Annotated in this window: 17 protein-coding genes; 4 read left to right on the top strand and 13 right to left on the bottom strand. The window is 33.7% G+C overall.

The features are described 5' to 3' along the window. Positions 1-15 precede the first annotated feature (15 nt). Genes GR162_RS12195 through GR162_RS12185 form a run of 3 tightly spaced genes read right to left on the bottom strand, consistent with a single transcriptional unit; the run spans position 16 to position 4,158 of the window. A complete protein-coding gene (locus GR162_RS12195; protein ID WP_160782393.1) occupies positions 16-1,302 on the bottom strand; it encodes a glycosyltransferase family 4 protein in 1,287 nt (428 codons plus the stop codon). A 54-nt stretch (positions 1,303-1,356) separates the two neighbouring features. Next, positions 1,357-3,816, bottom strand: coding sequence for a YfhO family protein (locus GR162_RS12190; RefSeq protein WP_160782392.1), 2,460 nt, complete (start codon positions 3,814-3,816; stop codon positions 1,357-1,359). Positions 3,817-3,864: 48 nt separating this feature from the next. Beyond that, entirely contained in the window at positions 3,865-4,158 is a 294-nt protein-coding gene (locus GR162_RS12185) for a DUF4834 family protein (protein ID WP_160782391.1), read from the bottom strand. 123 nt (positions 4,159-4,281) lie between these two features. Here GR162_RS12185 and GR162_RS12180 point away from each other — a divergent pair, with 123 nt between their 5' ends. After that, positions 4,282-5,250, top strand: coding sequence for a transporter (locus tag GR162_RS12180; protein WP_160782390.1), 969 nt, complete (start codon positions 4,282-4,284; stop codon positions 5,248-5,250). Between the two features lie 45 nt (positions 5,251-5,295). Continuing rightward, positions 5,296-6,414, top strand: coding sequence for a GTP cyclohydrolase (locus GR162_RS12175; RefSeq protein WP_160782389.1), 1,119 nt, complete (start codon positions 5,296-5,298; stop codon positions 6,412-6,414). A 78-nt stretch (positions 6,415-6,492) separates the two neighbouring features. Here the strand turns inward: GR162_RS12175 and GR162_RS12170 are convergent, their stop codons facing one another. The 7 genes from GR162_RS12170 to GR162_RS12140 all read right to left on the bottom strand — a co-directional run bounded on the left by GR162_RS12170 (position 6,493) and on the right by GR162_RS12140 (position 14,201). Further along, positions 6,493-6,978 carry a hypothetical protein gene (locus GR162_RS12170; protein ID WP_160782388.1) on the bottom strand — a complete coding sequence of 162 codons (486 nt, stop codon included), beginning with the start codon at positions 6,976-6,978 and terminating at the stop codon, positions 6,493-6,495. Positions 6,979-7,100: 122 nt separating this feature from the next. Beyond that, positions 7,101-8,360: an aminotransferase class I/II-fold pyridoxal phosphate-dependent enzyme gene (locus tag GR162_RS12165; RefSeq protein WP_008462520.1), complete on the bottom strand. Its 1,260-nt coding sequence runs from the start codon at positions 8,358-8,360 to the stop codon at positions 7,101-7,103. A gap of 203 nt (positions 8,361-8,563) precedes the next feature. Next, positions 8,564-9,802, bottom strand: a complete 1,239-nt coding sequence (locus tag GR162_RS12160; protein ID WP_237421357.1) for a hypothetical protein — start codon at positions 9,800-9,802, stop codon at positions 8,564-8,566. Between the two features lie 316 nt (positions 9,803-10,118). Beyond that, on the bottom strand, positions 10,119-10,850 hold the full coding sequence (gene ric / locus GR162_RS12155) for an iron-sulfur cluster repair di-iron protein (RefSeq protein WP_160782386.1): 732 nt from the start codon (positions 10,848-10,850) through the stop codon (positions 10,119-10,121). Between the two features lie 25 nt (positions 10,851-10,875). Next, the gene (locus tag GR162_RS12150) at positions 10,876-13,110 is read right to left on the bottom strand and encodes a nitric-oxide reductase large subunit (protein ID WP_202393937.1); all 2,235 of its coding nucleotides are present in this window, start codon (positions 13,108-13,110) and stop codon (positions 10,876-10,878) included. Between the two features lie 92 nt (positions 13,111-13,202). Further along, positions 13,203-13,730, bottom strand: a complete 528-nt coding sequence (gene azu, locus GR162_RS12145) for an azurin (RefSeq protein ID WP_160782385.1) — start codon at positions 13,728-13,730, stop codon at positions 13,203-13,205. A gap of 21 nt (positions 13,731-13,751) precedes the next feature. After that, positions 13,752-14,201 (bottom strand): Rrf2 family transcriptional regulator, encoded by a 450-nt coding sequence (locus GR162_RS12140; protein ID WP_066032278.1) that lies wholly within the window; start codon positions 14,199-14,201, stop codon positions 13,752-13,754. A gap of 200 nt (positions 14,202-14,401) precedes the next feature. On the opposite strand from GR162_RS12140, the gene GR162_RS12135 reads away from it, so the two are divergent. Both GR162_RS12135 and GR162_RS12130 read left to right on the top strand, forming a co-directional pair. Further along, on the top strand, positions 14,402-15,184 hold the full coding sequence (locus GR162_RS12135) for an NYN domain-containing protein (RefSeq protein WP_008462511.1): 783 nt from the start codon (positions 14,402-14,404) through the stop codon (positions 15,182-15,184). Between the two features lie 35 nt (positions 15,185-15,219). Beyond that, entirely contained in the window at positions 15,220-16,734 is a 1,515-nt protein-coding gene (locus GR162_RS12130; RefSeq protein ID WP_160782384.1) for an FMN-binding glutamate synthase family protein, read from the top strand. A 56-nt stretch (positions 16,735-16,790) separates the two neighbouring features. Here GR162_RS12130 and GR162_RS12125 read toward each other — a convergent pair whose 3' ends face one another. From GR162_RS12125 to GR162_RS12115, 3 genes are all read right to left on the bottom strand, one after another. Next, positions 16,791-17,219 (bottom strand): hypothetical protein, encoded by a 429-nt coding sequence (locus tag GR162_RS12125; RefSeq protein ID WP_160782383.1) that lies wholly within the window; start codon positions 17,217-17,219, stop codon positions 16,791-16,793. A gap of 259 nt (positions 17,220-17,478) precedes the next feature. Beyond that, complete coding sequence (locus tag GR162_RS12120) at positions 17,479-17,886, bottom strand: hypothetical protein (protein ID WP_160782382.1); 408 nt, start codon at positions 17,884-17,886, stop codon at positions 17,479-17,481. A 7-nt stretch (positions 17,887-17,893) separates the two neighbouring features. Then, positions 17,894-19,072 (bottom strand): glycoside hydrolase family 88 protein, encoded by a 1,179-nt coding sequence (locus tag GR162_RS12115; protein ID WP_160782381.1) that lies wholly within the window; start codon positions 19,070-19,072, stop codon positions 17,894-17,896. Positions 19,073-19,214 lie beyond the last annotated feature (142 nt).

The following is a 19,214-nucleotide window of genomic DNA, read 5'->3' as shown; positions in this document are numbered from 1 at the left end:
TTGATTTTTAAATGATTATCCTTTAATCAGCTGTGCTAATTGTTTAGTAAGGTTTTTTCTTGAATATTGCTGTAAACCAATTCCATGCGATTGCAATTTTCCTTCCAAAAACTGATTAAAAAAGTCCAAAATTACACTTTTTAACTTCGCTTTTTCAGAATAATCAAAAAATACTCCTGTATTAGTCTGTGTAACGATATCGGCAAAGTCAGATCCCTGAGGTCCAATTGCGATTATCGGACGGTTTGAAACCATATATTCGAATAATTTTCCCGGAATAATGCTTTTCGTATCTTCAGAATTAATTTCTATTAAAAGCAATACCTGAGATTTTCTTTGGTGCGCCACAGCTTCTTTATGAGAAACGTAACCCACTAAATTCAAATAATCATTTAATTGATGTTCTTGAATAGCGTCTAGAACCTCCCGACTTACAGCGCCAATTAATTTTATTTCTAAATGGGACTTAAATTCTGGAACTTCTTGCAGCAATTCAACCAAAACTTCCCATAAAAATGGCGGATTTCTATCAGACAAGAAAGAACCAATATGAGCTAAAGTAAATTTAGTATCTAAAGTCTGTTTTTCTACAGTTTCAACATCGTAACCGTTTGTAATTACCGTAATTGGTTTGTTGGTAATAGCCTCAAATTCAGATTTTGTAGTTTTGCTGGTCACAATGATTTCGTCTGCTGAATTGAGCACTTTATGCTCTAAATTTTTATGCTTTTTTTCCGCATAAGAAGATAAACGAAGTGCTTTATGATATCCGATCGTTGTCCAAGGATCGCGAAAATCGGCAAACCATTTTACTTTTAATTTCTGCTGTAATTCTAATCCGATTAAATGCAAACTGTGCGGCGGTCCAGAAGTTACAATCGTATCGATATTATTTTCTTGAATGTATTTTTCTAAATAAGCAACAGATGGTTTTACCCAAAATACACGGGCGTCTGGAATAAAAAGATTTCCTCGAACCCAAAGAAATGTTTTATCCAAAAAGGTCTGCTTTTTCTTTTGCGGAAAAATCCCAGAACTGATTTTCTTGGTTTTATTTTTCGAAAAAACAGAAGCCAATTGATAAGGCTCCCAAATTTTATTCTTTAAAACAATTACTTTCTCTGATATTTCACTTACCAAACCTTCATCTACAATTGGATATGTCGGGTTTTCTGGAACATAAACTATTGGCTGAATATCAAATTCAGGAAGATATTTCACGAATTTCAACCAACGTTGTACTCCTGGCCCTCCAGCGGGTGGAAAATAATAGGTAATTATTAAAAGTTTTTTTTGTTCCATATTTAAATTACACAGAGATTCACAAAGTCAACACTAAGTATCACAAAGATTTTTTTAATTATTTTGAGTATCTCTGTGACTTTTTTGCGAATCTTTGCGGTAGAATTTCTCAAAATAAATTCCTCCAGCTAAAAGAAGCAACATACCTATTGAACTTATTAAAGTGATTGTTCCTCCAGTTTTGATAATTTGAGGTTCAAATTTAAATTCAATCGTGTGTTTTCCAGCAGGAATTTCCATTGCTCTTAAAACATAGTCCACTGGGAAATGATCTGTTAGTTTGCCGTCAATATAAGCGTTCCAACCATTTTTATAATACATTTCAGAGAAAACAGCTAAACCATCTCCTTTATTTTCTGACTTGTATTTTATATAATTTGGCTTATACGTAACAACCTTAATTGTACCTGTTGTATCAAATGCTTTCTTCAATCTTGCATTTTGGAACTTGCTTTCATGTTCGTGAACATTGAAAACTGCTACTTTTTTAGTATCCAAAGTATTCAAAGCTTTCATTACATCGTCTGGTTTGTTTACCAGTTTCACCGTTTCCACAAACCAAGCATTCCCGTTTGCATCTGGATTAACAGCAGGAATTTGATTTCCGTCTTTATCTACTTGAATAACATACTTAACGTTCAACATATTAAGCACTTCAAGGTTGTTTTTGGCAATTTGATAATCGTACAATTGCTGCATTCTTCTAGGTCTTACAGCACTGTAACCTCCAATTGTTTTATGGAAATAAGAAGATCTTCCCTGCAATTGCCCTTGAAGATCAAATACACGGTAAATCGAAGTATCTTTCAAAATCTGAGCATCTGCTTGTGTCTCTTGGAAAGGCGCCGCAATCTGAACTGGGCTTACAAAATCTTTAGCAGAAACGTATTTTTTGTCCACAAAAAACAAATCAAAAATCATCACTAATCCAACTACCACCAAAGTAGTTGTCTGAGAAAATTTATTCTTTACAAACATCCACAGAACCACAAATGTCACGATAATTAAGAATCCAGATCTTAGTAAATCTGCATAATACATCGTCATTCTGTCTTCTTTTAAAGCATCAACGAAACCTGGACCGTAGCTTTCTAAATAAGCATTATCATTTATTCCTGTAAAATGGAAGAAACTTTTTGCTATCAATAAAATAACAAGCACGCCTAAACCAAAAACTCCTGTCTGCACTAATGCTTTCTGCTGTAATTTTGGCTCATCTTTAGCTTTAAAGAATGATTGTAATCCCATAACAGCTAAAACAGGGAAACATAATTCTAGAATAACCTGAATTGAAGATACAGCTCTAAATTTATCATAAAGCGGGACATATTCAATAAAAAAGTCTGTTAATAGGGAGAAGTTTTTTCCCCAAGAAAGCACCAAAGTGAAAAGCGCTCCAGCAAGAAAAACATATTTGATTTTTCTTTCGTCAATAAATAAAGCTAATACTGCCAAAAAGAAAACTACAGCTCCAATATAAGCAGGCGCTGAAACAATTGGCTGATCTCCCCAATACGTAGGCATTCCTGAAACAAAATCCTGAGCTTGAGAAGCAGGAACTCCCTGTTCAAGCATAAACGCGTACATACGGCTGTCTGTACCCACATTTTCATGGCTTGAACCTCCAAAAATTCTAGGAGCAATTAAATTTAAACTTTCTGCAATACCATAACTATATTCAGTAATATAATCTGTAGTCATAGAAGCAGTGGTTTCGTTTTTAGATCCGTCTGGATTAAAAGTCAACTCGCTTTTATCTCTGATACTGTATTTAGCATATTCGTTTGTTGCCATTAAATTACCTGCATTGGCACCCAAGGCAAAAATTCCCGCAACTAATAAAACGCCGCAAGAAATCAGAAGTCCTTTAAAGTCTTTTTGTTTGATAAAATTATACGCATAATATCCTACCAGAATCAATAAGAAAATCAACAAATAATAAGTCATCTGAAAGTGGTTGGCACTAATTTCTAATGCCACAGCAAACATAGTGAGCAGACCTCCCCAAATGTATTTCTTCTGAAAGACGAGTATGAATCCTGCAATTACTAATGGCATATAAGCAATAGCATGCGCTTTTGCATTATGACCAACTCCTAAAATGATGATCATATAAGTTGAAAAACCAAAGGCAATTGAACCAATAAAAGCTTTCAAAGGATCTGTTTTTAAAACCAATAACAAACCGTAAAAGCCGAGGAAATATAAAAATAAGTAATCTGCAGGTCTAGGAAGAAAACGCAATACGTCATCCACTTTACCAATAAAATCGTTCGGATAATTTGCTCCAAGCTGATAGGTTGGCATACCTCCAAAAGCAGAGTTTGTCCAATAAGGTTCAGCATTTTCAGCAGCTCTAAAGTCATTCTGCTCTTTTGCCATACCGGTGTATTGCGCAATATCAGACTGGAAAATTTGTTTTCCCTGAAGAACTGGATAAAAATAAATTAATGAAACAAAAATAAAGCCCATGATAACAAGGGCATGCGGATAGAACTTATTTACTATTTTCAATTTTGGCTAGTTTGGGTTAAAATGAATCCTAAATTTCAGGACACAAATCTAATCTATTTCTTCGTAATCAACATACTCTCCCACTTTTTTGGTTTCGCGCGGGTTTTTAGCATTAGCAGTATTAATGATTATTTCATCATTATTATTGGTATTGCGATGGTTCTGATATGTATTACCTTGATTATACTGCTGTTGTTGTCTTTGAAAATTTTCACTAGCATTTTCTACCGCCTTTTTAACCAATACCGGCAAAAAGATTCTAGCCAAAAATTTAAAAATGTAATAAAAAGCTATAACCCACATGATGGTTTTAAACAAACCTGAAAATGATGCTTCTTGCATAACTATATATTTTTTTTCAAAATTAATAAATCCATTCTTTAAAAATAAAATATGAATCTTAAATAAATAATAAAATATGTACATTTGAAATGCGTTATCATTTTTTAATCCAAAAAAAATTATATGTTCCAAATTAAAAACTTACTTGCCCCGGTACTTTTTTTTATTCCACAACTATTTTTTGCGCAATACACCGACGTCATTAATTCCAACCGCCCTGGAGAAACCATGTCAGCCTATGCTGTCGGAAAATCGGTAATCCAAGCCGAACTTGGTGTTTATGGCATTAAAGAAAAACACGATTTATTAGACTACGATGCCAGCGGTTTCGGCACAGATTTAACTATCCGATTTGGTGCTTTTCTAGAACAATTAGAATTTATTGCTGATCTTCAATATCAGACAGAAAATTTTGATACTCCGTACACTAGCTACAAAAAAAACAATTTTAGGCAGACGGTTTTAGGAGCTAAATATCTTATTTACGATCCATACAAAAATTACAAACGCGAAGTAAATATTTACAGCTACAAAGCTAACCGTAATTTTCAATGGCGAGAGCTGATTCCTGCAGTTTCGGTTTTTGCTGGAGCTAATTTTGTTGGCGCCGATAATCCGTATTATTTTTCTCCAGATGGAGCCATTTCCCCTAAAGTTTCGATCATTACCCAAAACCTTCTTGGAGGCGGATCTTGGGTTTTTGTTACCAACTTTATTGCAGATTATATCGGTACAGACTATCCAAGTTACGGATATGTATTAACTTTGACGCACGGATTTAATGACAAATGGTCTGGTTTTCTTGAAAATCAAGGATATAAAAGCGACTTTTACAGCGATTCAATTCTTCGTACAGGTGCCGCTTATCTCCTTTCTTCCAACTTGCAGGTTGATGCTTCTATAAGCACTAACTTTAAGAATACGCCTTCTATTTTATATGGCGGAGTTGGAGTATCATGGCGTTATGATGGATGGTACAAAGAAAAAGTAATAGAAGATAAAGCCGCAGCAAGGGCAAAAAAGAATCCAGACAATGAGAAACCAATAGATTATCAGGAAAGGGAAAGAAAACGTAAAGCGAAATACGAATAAAACATACATAACTAGATCCTTTTTAAGGACTATCAATACCATCTAATGATTACAATTAAAGAAGCCAAAAGCAAGAAAGAATTAACCGAATACATCAAATTTCCTTTTTCATTATATAAGGACAATCCGTATTGGGTGCCACCTATTATTTCAGACGAATTGGAATCTTTTGATAAAACCAAAAATCCTGCGTTTGACAATGCCGAAGCTTACTTCTATTTGGCTTACAGAGACAATAAAATTGTGGGCCGTATAACCGCTATCATCAATTGGTCTGAAGTTAATAATCAGCACAAGAGAAAAGTTCGTTTTGGATGGTTTGATGTAATTGATGATATTGAAGTTACAAAAGCACTTCTAGAAAAAGTATATGAATTAGGAAGAAAACACAACTTAGAACATGCTGAAGGCCCGATGGGATTTTCAAATTTAGATAAGGTTGGGCTTCTTACTGAAGGGTATGATCAAATTGGAACCATGATAACATGGTACAACCACCCATACTATGTAACCCATTTGGAACAATTAGGCTTTCAGGTTGAAAAACAATATATTGAAAGTATATTCCCATTTTCAAATGTAAAACCAGAATTCTTTCAGAAAGCACAAGAATTAATCAAAAAACGTTACGGACTTAAAGCGCTTAATTTTACAAGAACCAAAGACATTATGCCTCATGTAGACAAAATGTTCGATTTGTTTAATGAAACTTATGAAAAACTAGCTTCGTTCGTAGCAATCTCAGATGTGCAAAAAGAGTATTTCAAAAAGAAATACATCAGTTTTATCAATCCAGAATACATTAAATTTGTGGTTGATAAAGATGATAATTTAGTTGCTTTCAGTATCGTAATGCCAAGCTTTGTTGAAGCTTTACAGAAAATGAAAGGTAAATTATTTCCATTTGGTTTTCTTCATTTATTAAGAGCAAGAAAACATAGTAAAGATGTTGTTTTTTATCTTATCGGAGTTCATCCTGAATACCAAAACAAAGGTGTAACGGCTATTATTTTTGATGAATATTATAAGACGTTTTCAGCTAAAGGAATTCAGACTTGCATTAGAACTCCAGAGTTATTAGAAAATAACGCCATTCATTTACTTTGGAAAAACTTTGATCCAATCATTCATTGCCAGAGAAAAACTTTTTTGAAGAATCTTTAAAAGTGAAATGTAAAATGTAAAATAAAAAAATCCATTCGCCCCCAAACGAATGGATTTTTCACTTTATAAAACACATCATTACTCTACTTTGCAATCTACTTTCACTAAAGTGTTTTGTGGATTAAATTTTAGTTTTTTTCTGTCTTTGAACACAACTTTGTCATTAGCCTGTACTACATCTCCATAACCTTCAATTAAATTTCCATCCCTTTGGAGAAATACCACCTGTCTCATTGTAGAAGCGCCTTCAGACATGAATACATATTCAGCAATTAAAGTGTCGCCAACCATGTTTCCATTTATAATTCCGTCATTTTTATCCTTTCCAGAAATTTCATATTTCAATTTTCCATTAACTTCTTGATGAGAATTAACGTTAAAACTTAATTGAATTCTGCTATTATTTGCCGTTGACTCGTAACATTGATCCCCAGATGGTTCTACAATTTCAGCTTCTTTTGGCGGACTTGGTGTAATTTGAATCGGTTCTGTTGTCGTCGCTTCTTTTTTACAAGAAGTAAAAACTGCAAGCGCCATCACCGTAAGTGTTAGTACTTTTTTCATAATTTTTATTTTTATCTTGTGATTATGATATTAAAGTTACCTTAAATAAAAAAAATCCATTCGTATAACAAATGGATTTTTTTATATAATTTCCACTTAAGGAAATCTATTTTATACAGAATTTATGAAACGTCTACAGTTGTACGTTCTGCAATTTCTTTATAAGTCCCGTTAGTCAGTTTCTCGCGGATTGCTTCGAAAGCAGTTAACGTTTCATTGATATCTTCTAATGTATGAGAAGCCGTTGGAATCATTCTCAATAGGATAATTCCTTTTGGAATGACTGGATAAACTACGATCGAAAGGAAAATACCATAATTTTCTCTTAAATCGTTTACCATTACCATTGCCTCAGGAATGCTTCCTTCTAAGTAAACCGGTGTAATACAAGTATTCGTATCTCCAATATTAAATCCTTTTTCTTTAAGACCGTTTTGCAATGCATTTACGTTTTCCCAAAGTTTGTCTTTAATTGCAGAAGATTTACGCAATAATTCTAAACGTTTCAAAGAACCAATTGTCTGAATCATTGGCAACGCTTTTGCAAACATTTGAGAACGTAAGTTGTATTTCAAATAATCGATAACCGTTTTATCAGCTGCTACAAAAGCTCCGATATTAGCCATAGATTTTGCAAAAGTAGAGAAGTAAACATCAATCTGATCTTGAACTCCCTGCTCCTCACCTGCTCCAGCACCAGTTTTACCTAATGTACCAAAACCGTGAGCATCATCTACTAATAATCTGAAATTGTATTTTTTCTTTAATTCAGCGATTTCTTTTAATTTTCCTTGCTGTCCGCGCATTCCGAAAACACCTTCAGTAATAAATAAAATACCTCCGCCTGTTTCTTCTGCCATTTTAGTAGCACGCTGCAAGTTTTTCTCCATACTTTCCAAATCATTGTGTTTGTATGTGAAACGTTTACCCATGTGCAAACGAACACCATCAATGATACAAGCATGTGAATCTACGTCATAAACGATAATATCATTTTTAGTAACCAAAGCGTCAATGATAGACACCATTCCTTGGTAACCAAAATTCAACAAATAAGCAGATTCCTTCATTACAAATTCTGCTAATTCATTTTCTAATTGTTCGTGGTACGTAGTGTGCCCAGACATCATACGGGCTCCCATCGGATAAGCTGCACCAAACTGAATTGCTGCATCTGTATCTGCTTGACGAACTTCTGGATGATTAGCTAAACCTAAATAATCATTTAAACTCCAGTTTAAAATATTTTTTCCGTGAAATTGCATTCTAGGACCCAACTCTCCTTCTAACTTTGGGAAAACATAATAACCTTCTGCTTGAGAAGCCCATTTTCCTAAAGGTCCCTTATTGTCCTGAATTCTTTCGAATAAATCTTTTACCATAATATATGTAGTAATTTTTTTTTACTTAATCAGCGAGCAAAAATAATCATTATTAATTTAAAATGAAGAACCTCAATTATTTTTATTGAAAAATATTATGCTTACATAAAACAAATAAGGTTTTACGTAATATTGCTGGCCTCCAAAACGCTCCTAGACTCTGTAATCCTATAAAAACACGATTTTTGTCATAAAAAGTAAGTCTAGTTCTGGCGGTTTATTTTACTGGCATTCTTGAAGCGGAAATTAATTATTGAGGACATTATTAGCAACAAACCCAAAACCAAAAGGACACTAAATATCAAAATACTTTGAAAATATCCTGGAATTGTTCCTTCTCCAAAATAGAAAAACCAACCTTGAAGAAATAGCAAAACTTCTGTCGAAATATAGCCTAAAATAAAACACTTCATTCCTGCTTTTAATATTTCAGAATTAGCAGAAAGCATTTTATTCTGCAATAAAATGCCAAACAAAAAACCTGTTATGATTCCTAAAGTGGTTAAATGAATAAAACCAATTACAAAATTTCTAATTTGATGTGAAACTTCTGCCAGATTTGGAAAAATGGTCAGTAATTGTATTCCGACTTTCAAAAAAAGAGAACATAAAGCCAAACTGTAAACCATTTTTGCAATTTTATCTAAAGTGCTTTTGAAATAATTCATTTGAGATTTGAGCATTTTATAAAAATAAATAAAAGCTCCCAACTGAATTAAAACTCCCAAAATATTGATATAACTTAAAATGTCATTTTCTATAAACCATCGCATTGGAAAAGTAACTGTCAGCAATGTAGAAACAATTATCAAGAAATAAAACTTCTTAAATTTTACCTCATCAATTTTATTTTGAAATTGTTTAAAAAACAAAGCTAAAATTGCCAATATAAACCAGCCATTAAACTGAAAATGAAGAAAGAACTGAATTGCAATCTGATAAAAAGCGCTTTGTTTTCCTAACGTGCTCACAGCCGGTCCAAGACACCAAACTCCAAAAGTCGAGAGAATCATAAATAGAATTGAAACCAACAAAAATCTTTGGGATGGCGATTTATCTTTTGTGCAATCTTTCCATACCAAACGGCAAAAAACATAACTAAGCAAAATATGCATGGTTGAAAAAATAATCGAAAACAAAGCATATCCTTGAATTGGAAAAGCAATCATCATTCCGATAACTGAAAATTCTGTTAGCCAAAATAAGCGGTTATAAATTGGTTTCTGACTTTTTTCTTTTGGAATAAAAAAATGGACAACCAAAACATAAACAATCAAATATACCCAACCCAACATCGCAATATGCGAATGTGCATGAAGCAGAAAACTGTAGTTTAGAAAATCTAAAGAAAAAAGATACATAAACCGCATTAATAATCCAAAAACACAGGCAATCAGAAAATTAAAGAAATAGCATAGCATCCAAGCTTTTTGAGAATTCATAAATGAATAAATTTTATTTAAAAACATAGAAAAATAGGTTTTATATTTTCTACACAATCTTGTCATTTCGAGGAACGAGAAATCTTCACGAGAAGCTCTACAAAGATTGACTTTTAGCAAAGGAGTTACTTGCGAAGATTTCTCGTTCCTCGAAATAACAAACGTTGTCGAAAAGCTTCAAAATCAAAAATCTATGTTTCTATGTGTTTAATCTTGAGTTCAATCCATTAAATATAAGTTTTCTTAAAATAAAAACACCGATAACTATCATTGTTTAGATATTTTATCGGTGCTTTTCCATTATTAAAATCAACCTTTATTCTACTTCTACAAAGTCTTTTTCTAAAGTCACCGCTTTTGGAAATAAAATATTATTTTCCAAATGAATGTGTTTGTGCAAATCTGCTTCAAACTCTTTCAGCATCGCAAAAGTTACTCTGTAAGTCGTGCAAGCATCTGCTGGCGGAGTGTAATTATTTGTCAATTCAGCAATTTCTCTAAAGCGCTCGCCTTCATTATCATGTTCATGCATCATCATTGCAATTGGATTCGAAACTGTTCCGAAAGAAGGCTGAGATAAAATCCCGTCAGATTCTTTGGTTTTCACCATTCTTTTTACAAATGGAAATAAAATTAATTCTTCTTTTTTCATGTGCTGAGATAATTCACCTGCACAACCAATAAACAATTCGTTTATTTTAAATAATTCTGGGTGATTTGCTCCGTGAACTTTGCATAATTTATCTAAAAAAGGAAGTAAAACATTCATTTTTTCTTCCACATAGCGGTGATGCGTTTTCTCAATATAATCTGCCAATAAATCTAATGGCCATGAGTTAAAATCAATGCTCTCGCTATTTTCCGATTGTACAACTTGCAGCACATTTTGTAATAAATCATCGGCATCTATATTTTGTTTCTCACAAACTTCAGCAACTGTTCGGTTTCCTTTACAGCAAAAATCTATTCTATATTTTGAAAAAACTGCGGCTGTTCTAAAATCCTCAGCTACAAACGATCCTATTGTTTTGTTTTTTAAATTTTCCATAATAATCAATTTATATTTTTGTGTTTTACTTTTTGTTTTTTAATGTCAGTTCAAATACAAACCAAGCCATTGTTATGAACCCGATTCCGAAAATTGAATCTCCAATTGCACGAAGCCATTTTAAAGTAATCATCGTTGGCTGCTGCATTAATTCTGATGAACGAGCATACCACATACCGTGATTAATGCTTTCAATTGCCTGCCAAACTCCAATTGGTAATAAGCTCAAAATAGCCATTAGAAAAAGACCAATATTTAAAGACCAGAAAGTGATTTTAAGCAGTTTGGTATTCCAGCTCACATTTCGGTATAAACTTCTCAATACAAATAATACCAGACCAATTCCTAACATTCCATACACTCCAAACAATGCTGTGTGTCCGTGTAAAGGTGTTGTGTTTAAACCTTGAACATAATACAATGCAATTGGCGGATTAATAATGAATCCGAAGATTCCAGCACCAAGGAAATTCCAAAATGCTACAGAAATCATAAAATAAATCGGCCATTTGTAATCGGCAATCCATTGTGTTGATTTTGAGATTTTATAGTTTTGATATGCTTCAAAACCGATTAAAGTTAAAGGCACAACTTCTAGCGCACTAAATGTTGCTCCTAAAGCCATAATTGCTGTTGGCGTTCCTGAGAAATACAAGTGATGGAATGTTCCTAAAATTCCTCCAGACATGAAAATAATGGTTGCAAAAAGTACATTTAAAGTTGCCGTTTTCGTTTTTAATAAGCCTAAACGAACAAACAAAAACGCAATTACAACTGTAGCAAATACTTCAAAGAAACCTTCAACCCAAAGGTGAACTACCCACCATCTCCAATATTCTGCAATGGCTAAGTTGGTTTGTCTTCCCCACATTAATCCTGCTCCATAGAACATGGCAATTGCAGTACAAGAAACTAGGAACAAAATGATTAGGTTTTTCTCTTCTGTTTTTTTCTTCAAAACAGGAAGCAAAGGACGAATCATTAGAGCCAGCCACAAAAACAGTCCAACTAAAAGGAAAATCTGCCAGAAACGGCCTAAATCAACATATTCGTAACCTTGGTGTCCAAACCAGAAATTTTGAACTAAATTTAATTTCTGCATTACGCCAAACCATTGTCCAGCCATTGAACCTAAAACAATAATTAAAAGAGCAATAAACAAGAAGTTGATTCCAAAACATTGAAATTTAGGATCTTTACCAGAAACTGCTGGCGCAATATATAATCCTGTTGCTAGCCAAGCTGTTGCAATCCAGAAAATGGCCAATTGTGTGTGCCATGTACGGGTTACGGCATACGGCAAGATTTTATCAATCGGAATTCCGTATAAACCATGCCCTTCTACTCCATAATGCGCAGTAATAATTCCGAAAACCATTTGTAAAACCATCAGCAAGCTTACTATCCAAAAATATTTGGTTACCAATCCCATAGATTTTGTTTTGCCTTGTTTAATAAGCGGATCTTCTTTTGGAAGCGGAAATTCTTGTTCTTCACCAGATTTTGCATGATAGAAAACTAAGATTCCAACACTCAAAATCAATAAAATAATACTTACTCCAGACCAAGCTAAAAGTTCTGTTGTTGCTTTATTCCCAACCAATTCATCTGATGGCCAGTTGTGCGTATACGAAATATCTCCGTCAGGACGATTGGTAACCGTTGCCCAAGTTGCCCAGAAGAAAAAAGCATTCATTTTATGCATTCTTTCTACATCTGTAATAGAGTTTTTCGGAATTGCATATTCTTCTCTCAACTTATCAAATTGAGGATCATTCGTAAAAAGACCTTTATAATATTCGCTTAAATGCTCAATCGCAGCCACACGATTTTCAGAAATGGTAAGCACACCAGTGTCAGCATTGTAACGATTGGTTCTTAAATCTTTCTGAAGTCGGATCTTTAAAGCCGATTGTTTTTCAGCATCCAATTCTTCATATTTTTTATTAAAGTCTTTTTTGGCATAAATATCCAATATAAAAACAGCTTCTCTATGGAGCCAATCTGCGGTCCAGTCTGGAGCCACATAAGCACCGTGCCCCCAGATAGATCCCACTTCCTGGCCACCTATACTTTGCCAGATATTTTGTCCTTCTTTAATTTCGCTTTCGTTAAAAACAACCTTTCCAGAATCGGTTACAATTTCTTTTGGAACGGGCGGTGCCTGCTGATAAATCTCGTAACCATAATAACCCAACACTGCAAATGAAACACTCATTACCAATGCGAAAACCAGCCATAGTTTTTTTTCTCTTTCCATTATTCTATTTATTTAATAAAAGATATTTTTGTCCTTTATTAGTTTTTAAAAAAACTCCAAAGCCAGTTACAGCATTTGGAGCTTTAAATTATTTACTCAACAATTAATACGCCTTTCATCATAGCTACGTGTCCAGGGAAAGAACAAATAAATGGGTATGATCCTTTTTTATCAATTGTAAACTCGATTGTATCTTCTTCTCCGCCACCAATTAATTTAGTGTGTGCAATGATTGAAGCTTTTTCAGATTCCGGAATATAATCAGTTGCTTTGGCATCATTCGCTTTTAAAGCAAAAGCTGCTTGGTCTGTTCCTTCTTGTAAAATCACTAAATTGTGTCCCATTGCTTCTTTCGGAATTTTACCAACGTGTTTCAAAGTCAATTTGATTGGTTTCCCTGCGACAGCTTTCAATTCGTTTGTATTAAACTGCATTTGGTCATTCCCTTCAATAACTAAAACATTTTCTTCTGCTGGAGCAACTGTCGGAGCTTGTTCACCTTCAGCAGAAGCTTCAGTTGTTTCTGTCGACTCCGCTGGAGCTGTTTCTTTTTTTCCGCAAGAAGTAACCGCTAAAAATCCCATTAGGATTAATACTGAAATTTTGGTTTTCGTATTCATTTTTATGATAATTTATTAATGTTATTCGTTTATGTTTAATGTTTTCAAAAAGAAATCTCCCGATTTCACATCTGAAGCAAGCTGTTCTAAGGTTGTTTTAGTCAACATTTCTAAAAGCAAACCTCGTATTTTCTTGAATTCGTGATGAACTGGACAAGGATGTTCTTCTGAGCATTCTTTTAACCCTATTCCACAACCGCTATATATTTTATTTCCATCAATAGCGTCTACAATCTGAATTAATTTTACAGATTTTGATGCTTCTGGCGAAACTTCAAATCCGCCACCTACTCCTTTTGCTGAATGAATAATGCCATTTTTGGTCAAAATCTGCATAATTTTGGCTGTAAATGGTTCTGGCGAATCAATTTCTTTCGCAACATCTTTTATTCCAACTCTTATTCCTTTAGAAGATTTGGTTGCAATAAATATTGAAGCTCTTATTCCATATTCACACGCTTTTGAAAACATACATCCTTAATTAATTCTCAACAAAGATATACAGGTTTTATATAAAAGACAAATTTATCCTTAATTAATTGTAAAAGGACAGAAAATTATTTATAATGAAACTAATTAGTACTAATAACAACACATATTCACCATTCAATTCTTATAAAAACCAATTTTAATTTTAACTTTGAGAGTATTAAAACTTAAATATTTAACAAATGCCTTTAAGCAATTCAAAAGATTTAAAACTGGCAGTTCTTATTGATGCAGACAATGTGCCTTATAGCAATGTAAAAGGTATGATGGAAGAAATTGCAAAACTAGGAACGCCAACCACGAAAAGGATTTATGCCGATTGGACCAAACCTAATGCGAATGGCTGGAAAGGCGTTTTATTGGAACATGCTATCACTCCTATTCAGCAATATAGCTACACAGTTGGAAAAAATTCGTCAGATTCTGCTTTGATTATTGACGCAATGGATTTGCTTTATTCTGGAAAATTAGATGGCTTTTGCATCGTTTCTAGCGACAGCGATTTTACACGACTTGCCGTAAGACTTCGTGAATCGGGCATGAAAGTAATTGGAATTGGAGAAAAGAAAACGCCAAATTCGTTTATTGTAGCCTGCGATCGTTTTATTTATATTGAAGTTTTGGACGGCGCAACTCAAAAGAAAAAACCAAAAGAGGTAGTCGCTGCAGATACTAAGAAAATCGTCGAAAAGCCTGCTGAAAAAGCGCTTCATAAAGTTGACAAACAAACAATCGAATTGATTGAATCTACGATTGAGGATATTGAAGACGATGATGGATGGGCATTCTTAGGAGATGTCGGCAATCTGATCGTGAAGAAAAAACCTGAATTTGACCCTCGTAATTATGGTTATTCTAAACTTACTCCTATGCTTAAATCGCTTACCGATATTTTGGAAATTGACGAAAGAGAGTCGGACAAAAAAGGAATCAAACACGTCTATGTCCGTTTAAGATTCAACTAATTATCGCATTTATTACCTATTAATTTTTTAAAAACATGAGAAAAAAATTCTTTATTTACGGATTCTTATTGTTTATAATTGTTGCCGCAATTTATTATTACACCGGACGAGGCTATTTACTCGTAATTATTCTTCCGATTTTGCTAATTGTGGGAATTTACAACGCATCTCAAGAAAAACATGCTATTTTAAGAAACTTTCCTGTCTTAGGCTATTTCAGGTACTTATTTGAAATGATTGCGCCTGAGATTCAGCAGTATTTCATTGAAAGATCTACAGACGGAAAACCTTTTTCAAGAAACCAACGTTCTTTAGTATACCAAAGAGCCAAAAATATTGATTCGAGCACTCCGTTTGGAACACAGCTAAACCTGAATACAGAAAATTACGAAGGAATCAAACATTCTATTTTCCCAGCAAAAGTAAACGAAGAACTGCCTCGTGTGCTTGTTGGCGGAAAAGATTGCAAACAGCCTTATTCTGCTTCTTTATTTAATGTTTCAGCAATGAGTTTTGGTTCATTGAGCGAACATGCGGTTCGCGCCATTAATATTGGAGCAAAAAAAGGAAACTTCTATCAAAACACAGGAGAAGGCGGATTAACCGAATTTCATCTTGAAGGCGGTGGAGACATTACGTGGCAAATTGGTACAGGGTATTTTGGATGTCGCGATGCCGAAGGAAATTTCAGTCCCGAAAATTTCTCTGCAAAAGCAAACCTGCCAAATGTAAAAATGATTGAAATCAAACTTTCTCAAGGAGCAAAGCCTGGTCATGGAGGTGTTCTTCCTGCGAAAAAAAATACAGAGCAGATTGCTAAAATTAGAGGTGTGGTGCCACATACAATGATTCTTTCTCCTCCCGGACACCATGCTTTTTCTGATTCAAAAGGCTTAATACGATTTATTAAGCAATTGCGAGACCTGTCTAATGGCAAACCTATCGGATTTAAATTATGCATTGGAAATACAGCTGAGTTTGAAGCGATTTGTCAGGAAATGATCAATGAAGATACCTACCCTGATTTCATCACCGTTGACGGAGCCGAAGGTGGAACTGGAGCTGCTCCGCTTGAATTTGCTGATGGTGTCGGAATGCCTTTTGAGCCGGCGCTGATTTTTGTAAACAAAACTTTAGTGCGTTTAGGCATTCGCGATAAAATGCGAATTATTGGAAGCGGAAAAATCATTTCTGGATATTCTATTTTGCATGCCATTGCTCTTGGAGCAGATATGTGCAACAGCGCGAGAGGATTTATGTTTTCTCTTGGCTGCATTCAAGCATTACGCTGCCATAATAACGAATGTCCGACTGGGGTAGCAACACAAAACAAGATGCTTATGAAAGGTTTGGTTGTAACAGATAAATCTGAAAGAGTGTACCACTTTCATAAAAATACTTTGCATGCCGCTAATGAACTTTTGGCTGCCGCTGGAAAAACATCGTTTGCAGATGTTGATATCAACATTTTTATGCGTGGAGATGAGTTCACTAACTTATCAGAACTTTATTTCCCTGATAACTTGAAAAACGTTACTCAATTCTCATAAACAGAGAAGCCTCTTTAGAAACTACTAAAGAGGCTTTTTGTTAAAATCTATTTTAATTACAATTTTGCTGTTTCTTTTGATTTGGCTGTTCCTTCTAAAACTGCCAATTCATCCTGATCTACCAATTCCTGTGCTAAAATAGCATTATTATAAGCCAAGAAGTATACATCGAACTTTACCCCTTCGGCAATAAGAGAAGAAGAAATCTGATCGTTCTTGATCATCTCTTTCAATAAGTCTGGAAAAGATTCTTTGTAAGCTAGTTTATTGGCATCGTTTTCTTCTAAATTGGTTTCAATTCTAATTTCAATTTTATTATCATTTAGAAAAGCTTTTGCTGATGTACTCGTAATTCCGCTTCCTTTTATAGAGACAGAATTATTGTAATTGCTTACATGGTCTTGTATTTTCTGCTTTGTATTTTTACAGCTGACTAAAAATAATGCGAAAGCAAGCATAAATGCGATTTGGGTAATTTTTTTCATAATTTTTTGGTTTAATAGTTATTTTTTAACTCAAACATAATTAATTCATAACATAAAAACAATATTCAATTACAAAAAAAGCACACACAAATATTTGAAAACAAACCAATTATATTCTTAAAAACGAATTATTTGTAAGAATAAAAACGTTTCGTTTACACTTAACTTTTAGCCTTAAATACAAAAAAGTCTCTTTAAATAAATTTTAAAGAGACTTTTAATATGTAAGAATCAAAATGATATGTTTTGTGCAAAAATATTATTTCAGAAAATCTTTAAGTGATTCACCTGTTAAAGTTTCTTTGTCTAAAACTGTGTTGTCGTCTGCCAGAAAATAAACGTCAAACTTTACTCCTTCCTCAATCAATTGTCTCGGAATTTCGTCCTTATCGATCATTACTTTTATCAATTTTGGAAAAGAAATAACAGATGCCGATTTATTAGCTTCATTTTGCTCTAAATCAGTCTCAAATCGCAATTCTATTTTATCATCGTTAATATAACCTCTTGCTGTGGTAAGCGTTACATTATCGGCTCTAAAACTCGGGGCAATAGTTTTATTATAGGTAACAACATACTCTTGAAGTTTCTGCTTGGTATTTTTACAGCTTACAAGCATCAATACCATCATTATTGCAAAGGCAATCTGGCTTATTTTCTTTAGCATAATTTTTTTATTTTAATTTTTGAAGTCTTAATAATGCCTCAAGATAGTAATAATCTGCGTAATTTATAGAACAATCTATTTCACTATTTGCAGGTTTATGACCTGTTGAATGCAATAAAAATGCTGAATTTACATCGTGGCTCTGATAATTATTAGAAAGTGAGACAATCATCTTTTTAGCTTTTGCTAAATATTCCGCTTTTAAATTTTTGTCTTTTGTGTACGAGCTTAATTCTAAAAGTGCAGACGAAACAATAGCTGCCGCAGAAGCATCACGAGGTTCATTAGGAATATTTGGAGCATTAAAATCCCAATACGGAACTAAATCTTCTGTAGTTAATTTATCCAAATAAACACGCGCTAATTTATGAGCAAAATCTAGAAACTTAACGTCTTTTGTTTCTCTATACGTCATTGTGAAACCATAAATAGCCCAAGCCTGACCGCGCGCCCACATACTATCATCGCTATATCCTTGAGCAGTTCTTCCTTTTATCTTTTTTCCTGTTTCATAATCGTAAATAATAACGTGATACGAAGTATTATCCGGTCTAAAATGATTTGCCATTGTGGTTTCGGCATGTTTTACAGCAATATCGTAAAGTTTTTTGTTTCCTCCATTTTTAGATGCCCAAAACAAAAGCTCCAAATTCATCATATTATCAATAATAGTATTGTGACCGCCCATTTTATTATGAGGCCAAGATTGTATCGTTCCCACTTTCGGATTAAAAAGCGTCGCTAATGTATCTGCAGTTCTTAAAATAATCTTTTTGTATTCTGGATTTTTAGTCAACCTGTATCCGTTTCCAAAACTATTAAAAACCTGAAAACCCAAATCATGATCGCCTGCTTTGCTGTTAGAAAGCGGCGTTAAAAAGCGACTGAATTTATCGGCTTCTTTTTCCCATTTTTTATCTTTAGTCGCTTCATACAAAAACCACAATTCTCCAGGCCAGAATCCGCTAGTCCAATCTTTATACCCCACAAACTTCCATTCATTGCTTCCATTTGGAACTGTTCTAGGAGAAGTTCCGTCATTCGGAATCACTTTTAAAGTTTTAGAAGCTTGTTCTGCGCAATAATCCAATTGCTTTTTAATATTAAACGAATTGTCTTTTTGAGAATAGCCTTGATTTCCTAATAGAAATAAAGCTGCAATCAGGGTAAAAAATTTTGCCTTCATGTGGTTATTTTGATAGATAATTAATTAACTGATAAATTTATAAAATAAAGTGACGCTATTCAGGTTTTGTATTTTTTGTTACCTAAAAATGGATTATTGATACACTATTTTAAGACATGAGATTTAGTTTGTCATTCCGAAG

Source organism: Flavobacterium sp. HBTb2-11-1 (genome assembly GCF_009826975.1).
GTDB lineage: Bacteria > Bacteroidota > Bacteroidia > Flavobacteriales > Flavobacteriaceae > Flavobacterium.
This window is presented reverse-complemented; position numbering and strand designations above follow the sequence as displayed.

Coding starts and splice junctions, on each gene's coding strand:
- GR162_RS12195 (WP_160782393.1), bottom strand. CDS start 1,302: ATGGAACAAAAAAAACTTTTAATAATTACCTATTATTTTCCACCCGCT.
- GR162_RS12185 (WP_160782391.1), bottom strand. CDS start 4,158: ATGCAAGAAGCATCATTTTCAGGTTTGTTTAAAACCATCATGTGGGTT.
- GR162_RS12180 (WP_160782390.1), top strand. CDS start 4,282: ATGTTCCAAATTAAAAACTTACTTGCCCCGGTACTTTTTTTTATTCCA.
- GR162_RS12175 (WP_160782389.1), top strand. CDS start 5,296: ATGATTACAATTAAAGAAGCCAAAAGCAAGAAAGAATTAACCGAATAC.
- GR162_RS12170 (WP_160782388.1), bottom strand. CDS start 6,978: ATGAAAAAAGTACTAACACTTACGGTGATGGCGCTTGCAGTTTTTACT.
- GR162_RS12165 (WP_008462520.1), bottom strand. CDS start 8,360: ATGGTAAAAGATTTATTCGAAAGAATTCAGGACAATAAGGGACCTTTA.
- GR162_RS12160 (WP_237421357.1), bottom strand. CDS start 9,802: ATGAATTCTCAAAAAGCTTGGATGCTATGCTATTTCTTTAATTTTCTG.
- ric (WP_160782386.1), bottom strand. CDS start 10,850: ATGGAAAATTTAAAAAACAAAACAATAGGATCGTTTGTAGCTGAGGAT.
- GR162_RS12150 (WP_202393937.1), bottom strand. CDS start 13,110: ATGGAAAGAGAAAAAAAACTATGGCTGGTTTTCGCATTGGTAATGAGT.
- azu (WP_160782385.1), bottom strand. CDS start 13,730: ATGAATACGAAAACCAAAATTTCAGTATTAATCCTAATGGGATTTTTA.
- GR162_RS12140 (WP_066032278.1), bottom strand. CDS start 14,201: ATGTTTTCAAAAGCGTGTGAATATGGAATAAGAGCTTCAATATTTATT.
- GR162_RS12135 (WP_008462511.1), top strand. CDS start 14,402: ATGCCTTTAAGCAATTCAAAAGATTTAAAACTGGCAGTTCTTATTGAT.
- GR162_RS12130 (WP_160782384.1), top strand. CDS start 15,220: ATGAGAAAAAAATTCTTTATTTACGGATTCTTATTGTTTATAATTGTT.
- GR162_RS12125 (WP_160782383.1), bottom strand. CDS start 17,219: ATGAAAAAAATTACCCAAATCGCATTTATGCTTGCTTTCGCATTATTT.
- GR162_RS12120 (WP_160782382.1), bottom strand. CDS start 17,886: ATGCTAAAGAAAATAAGCCAGATTGCCTTTGCAATAATGATGGTATTG.
- GR162_RS12115 (WP_160782381.1), bottom strand. CDS start 19,072: ATGAAGGCAAAATTTTTTACCCTGATTGCAGCTTTATTTCTATTAGGA.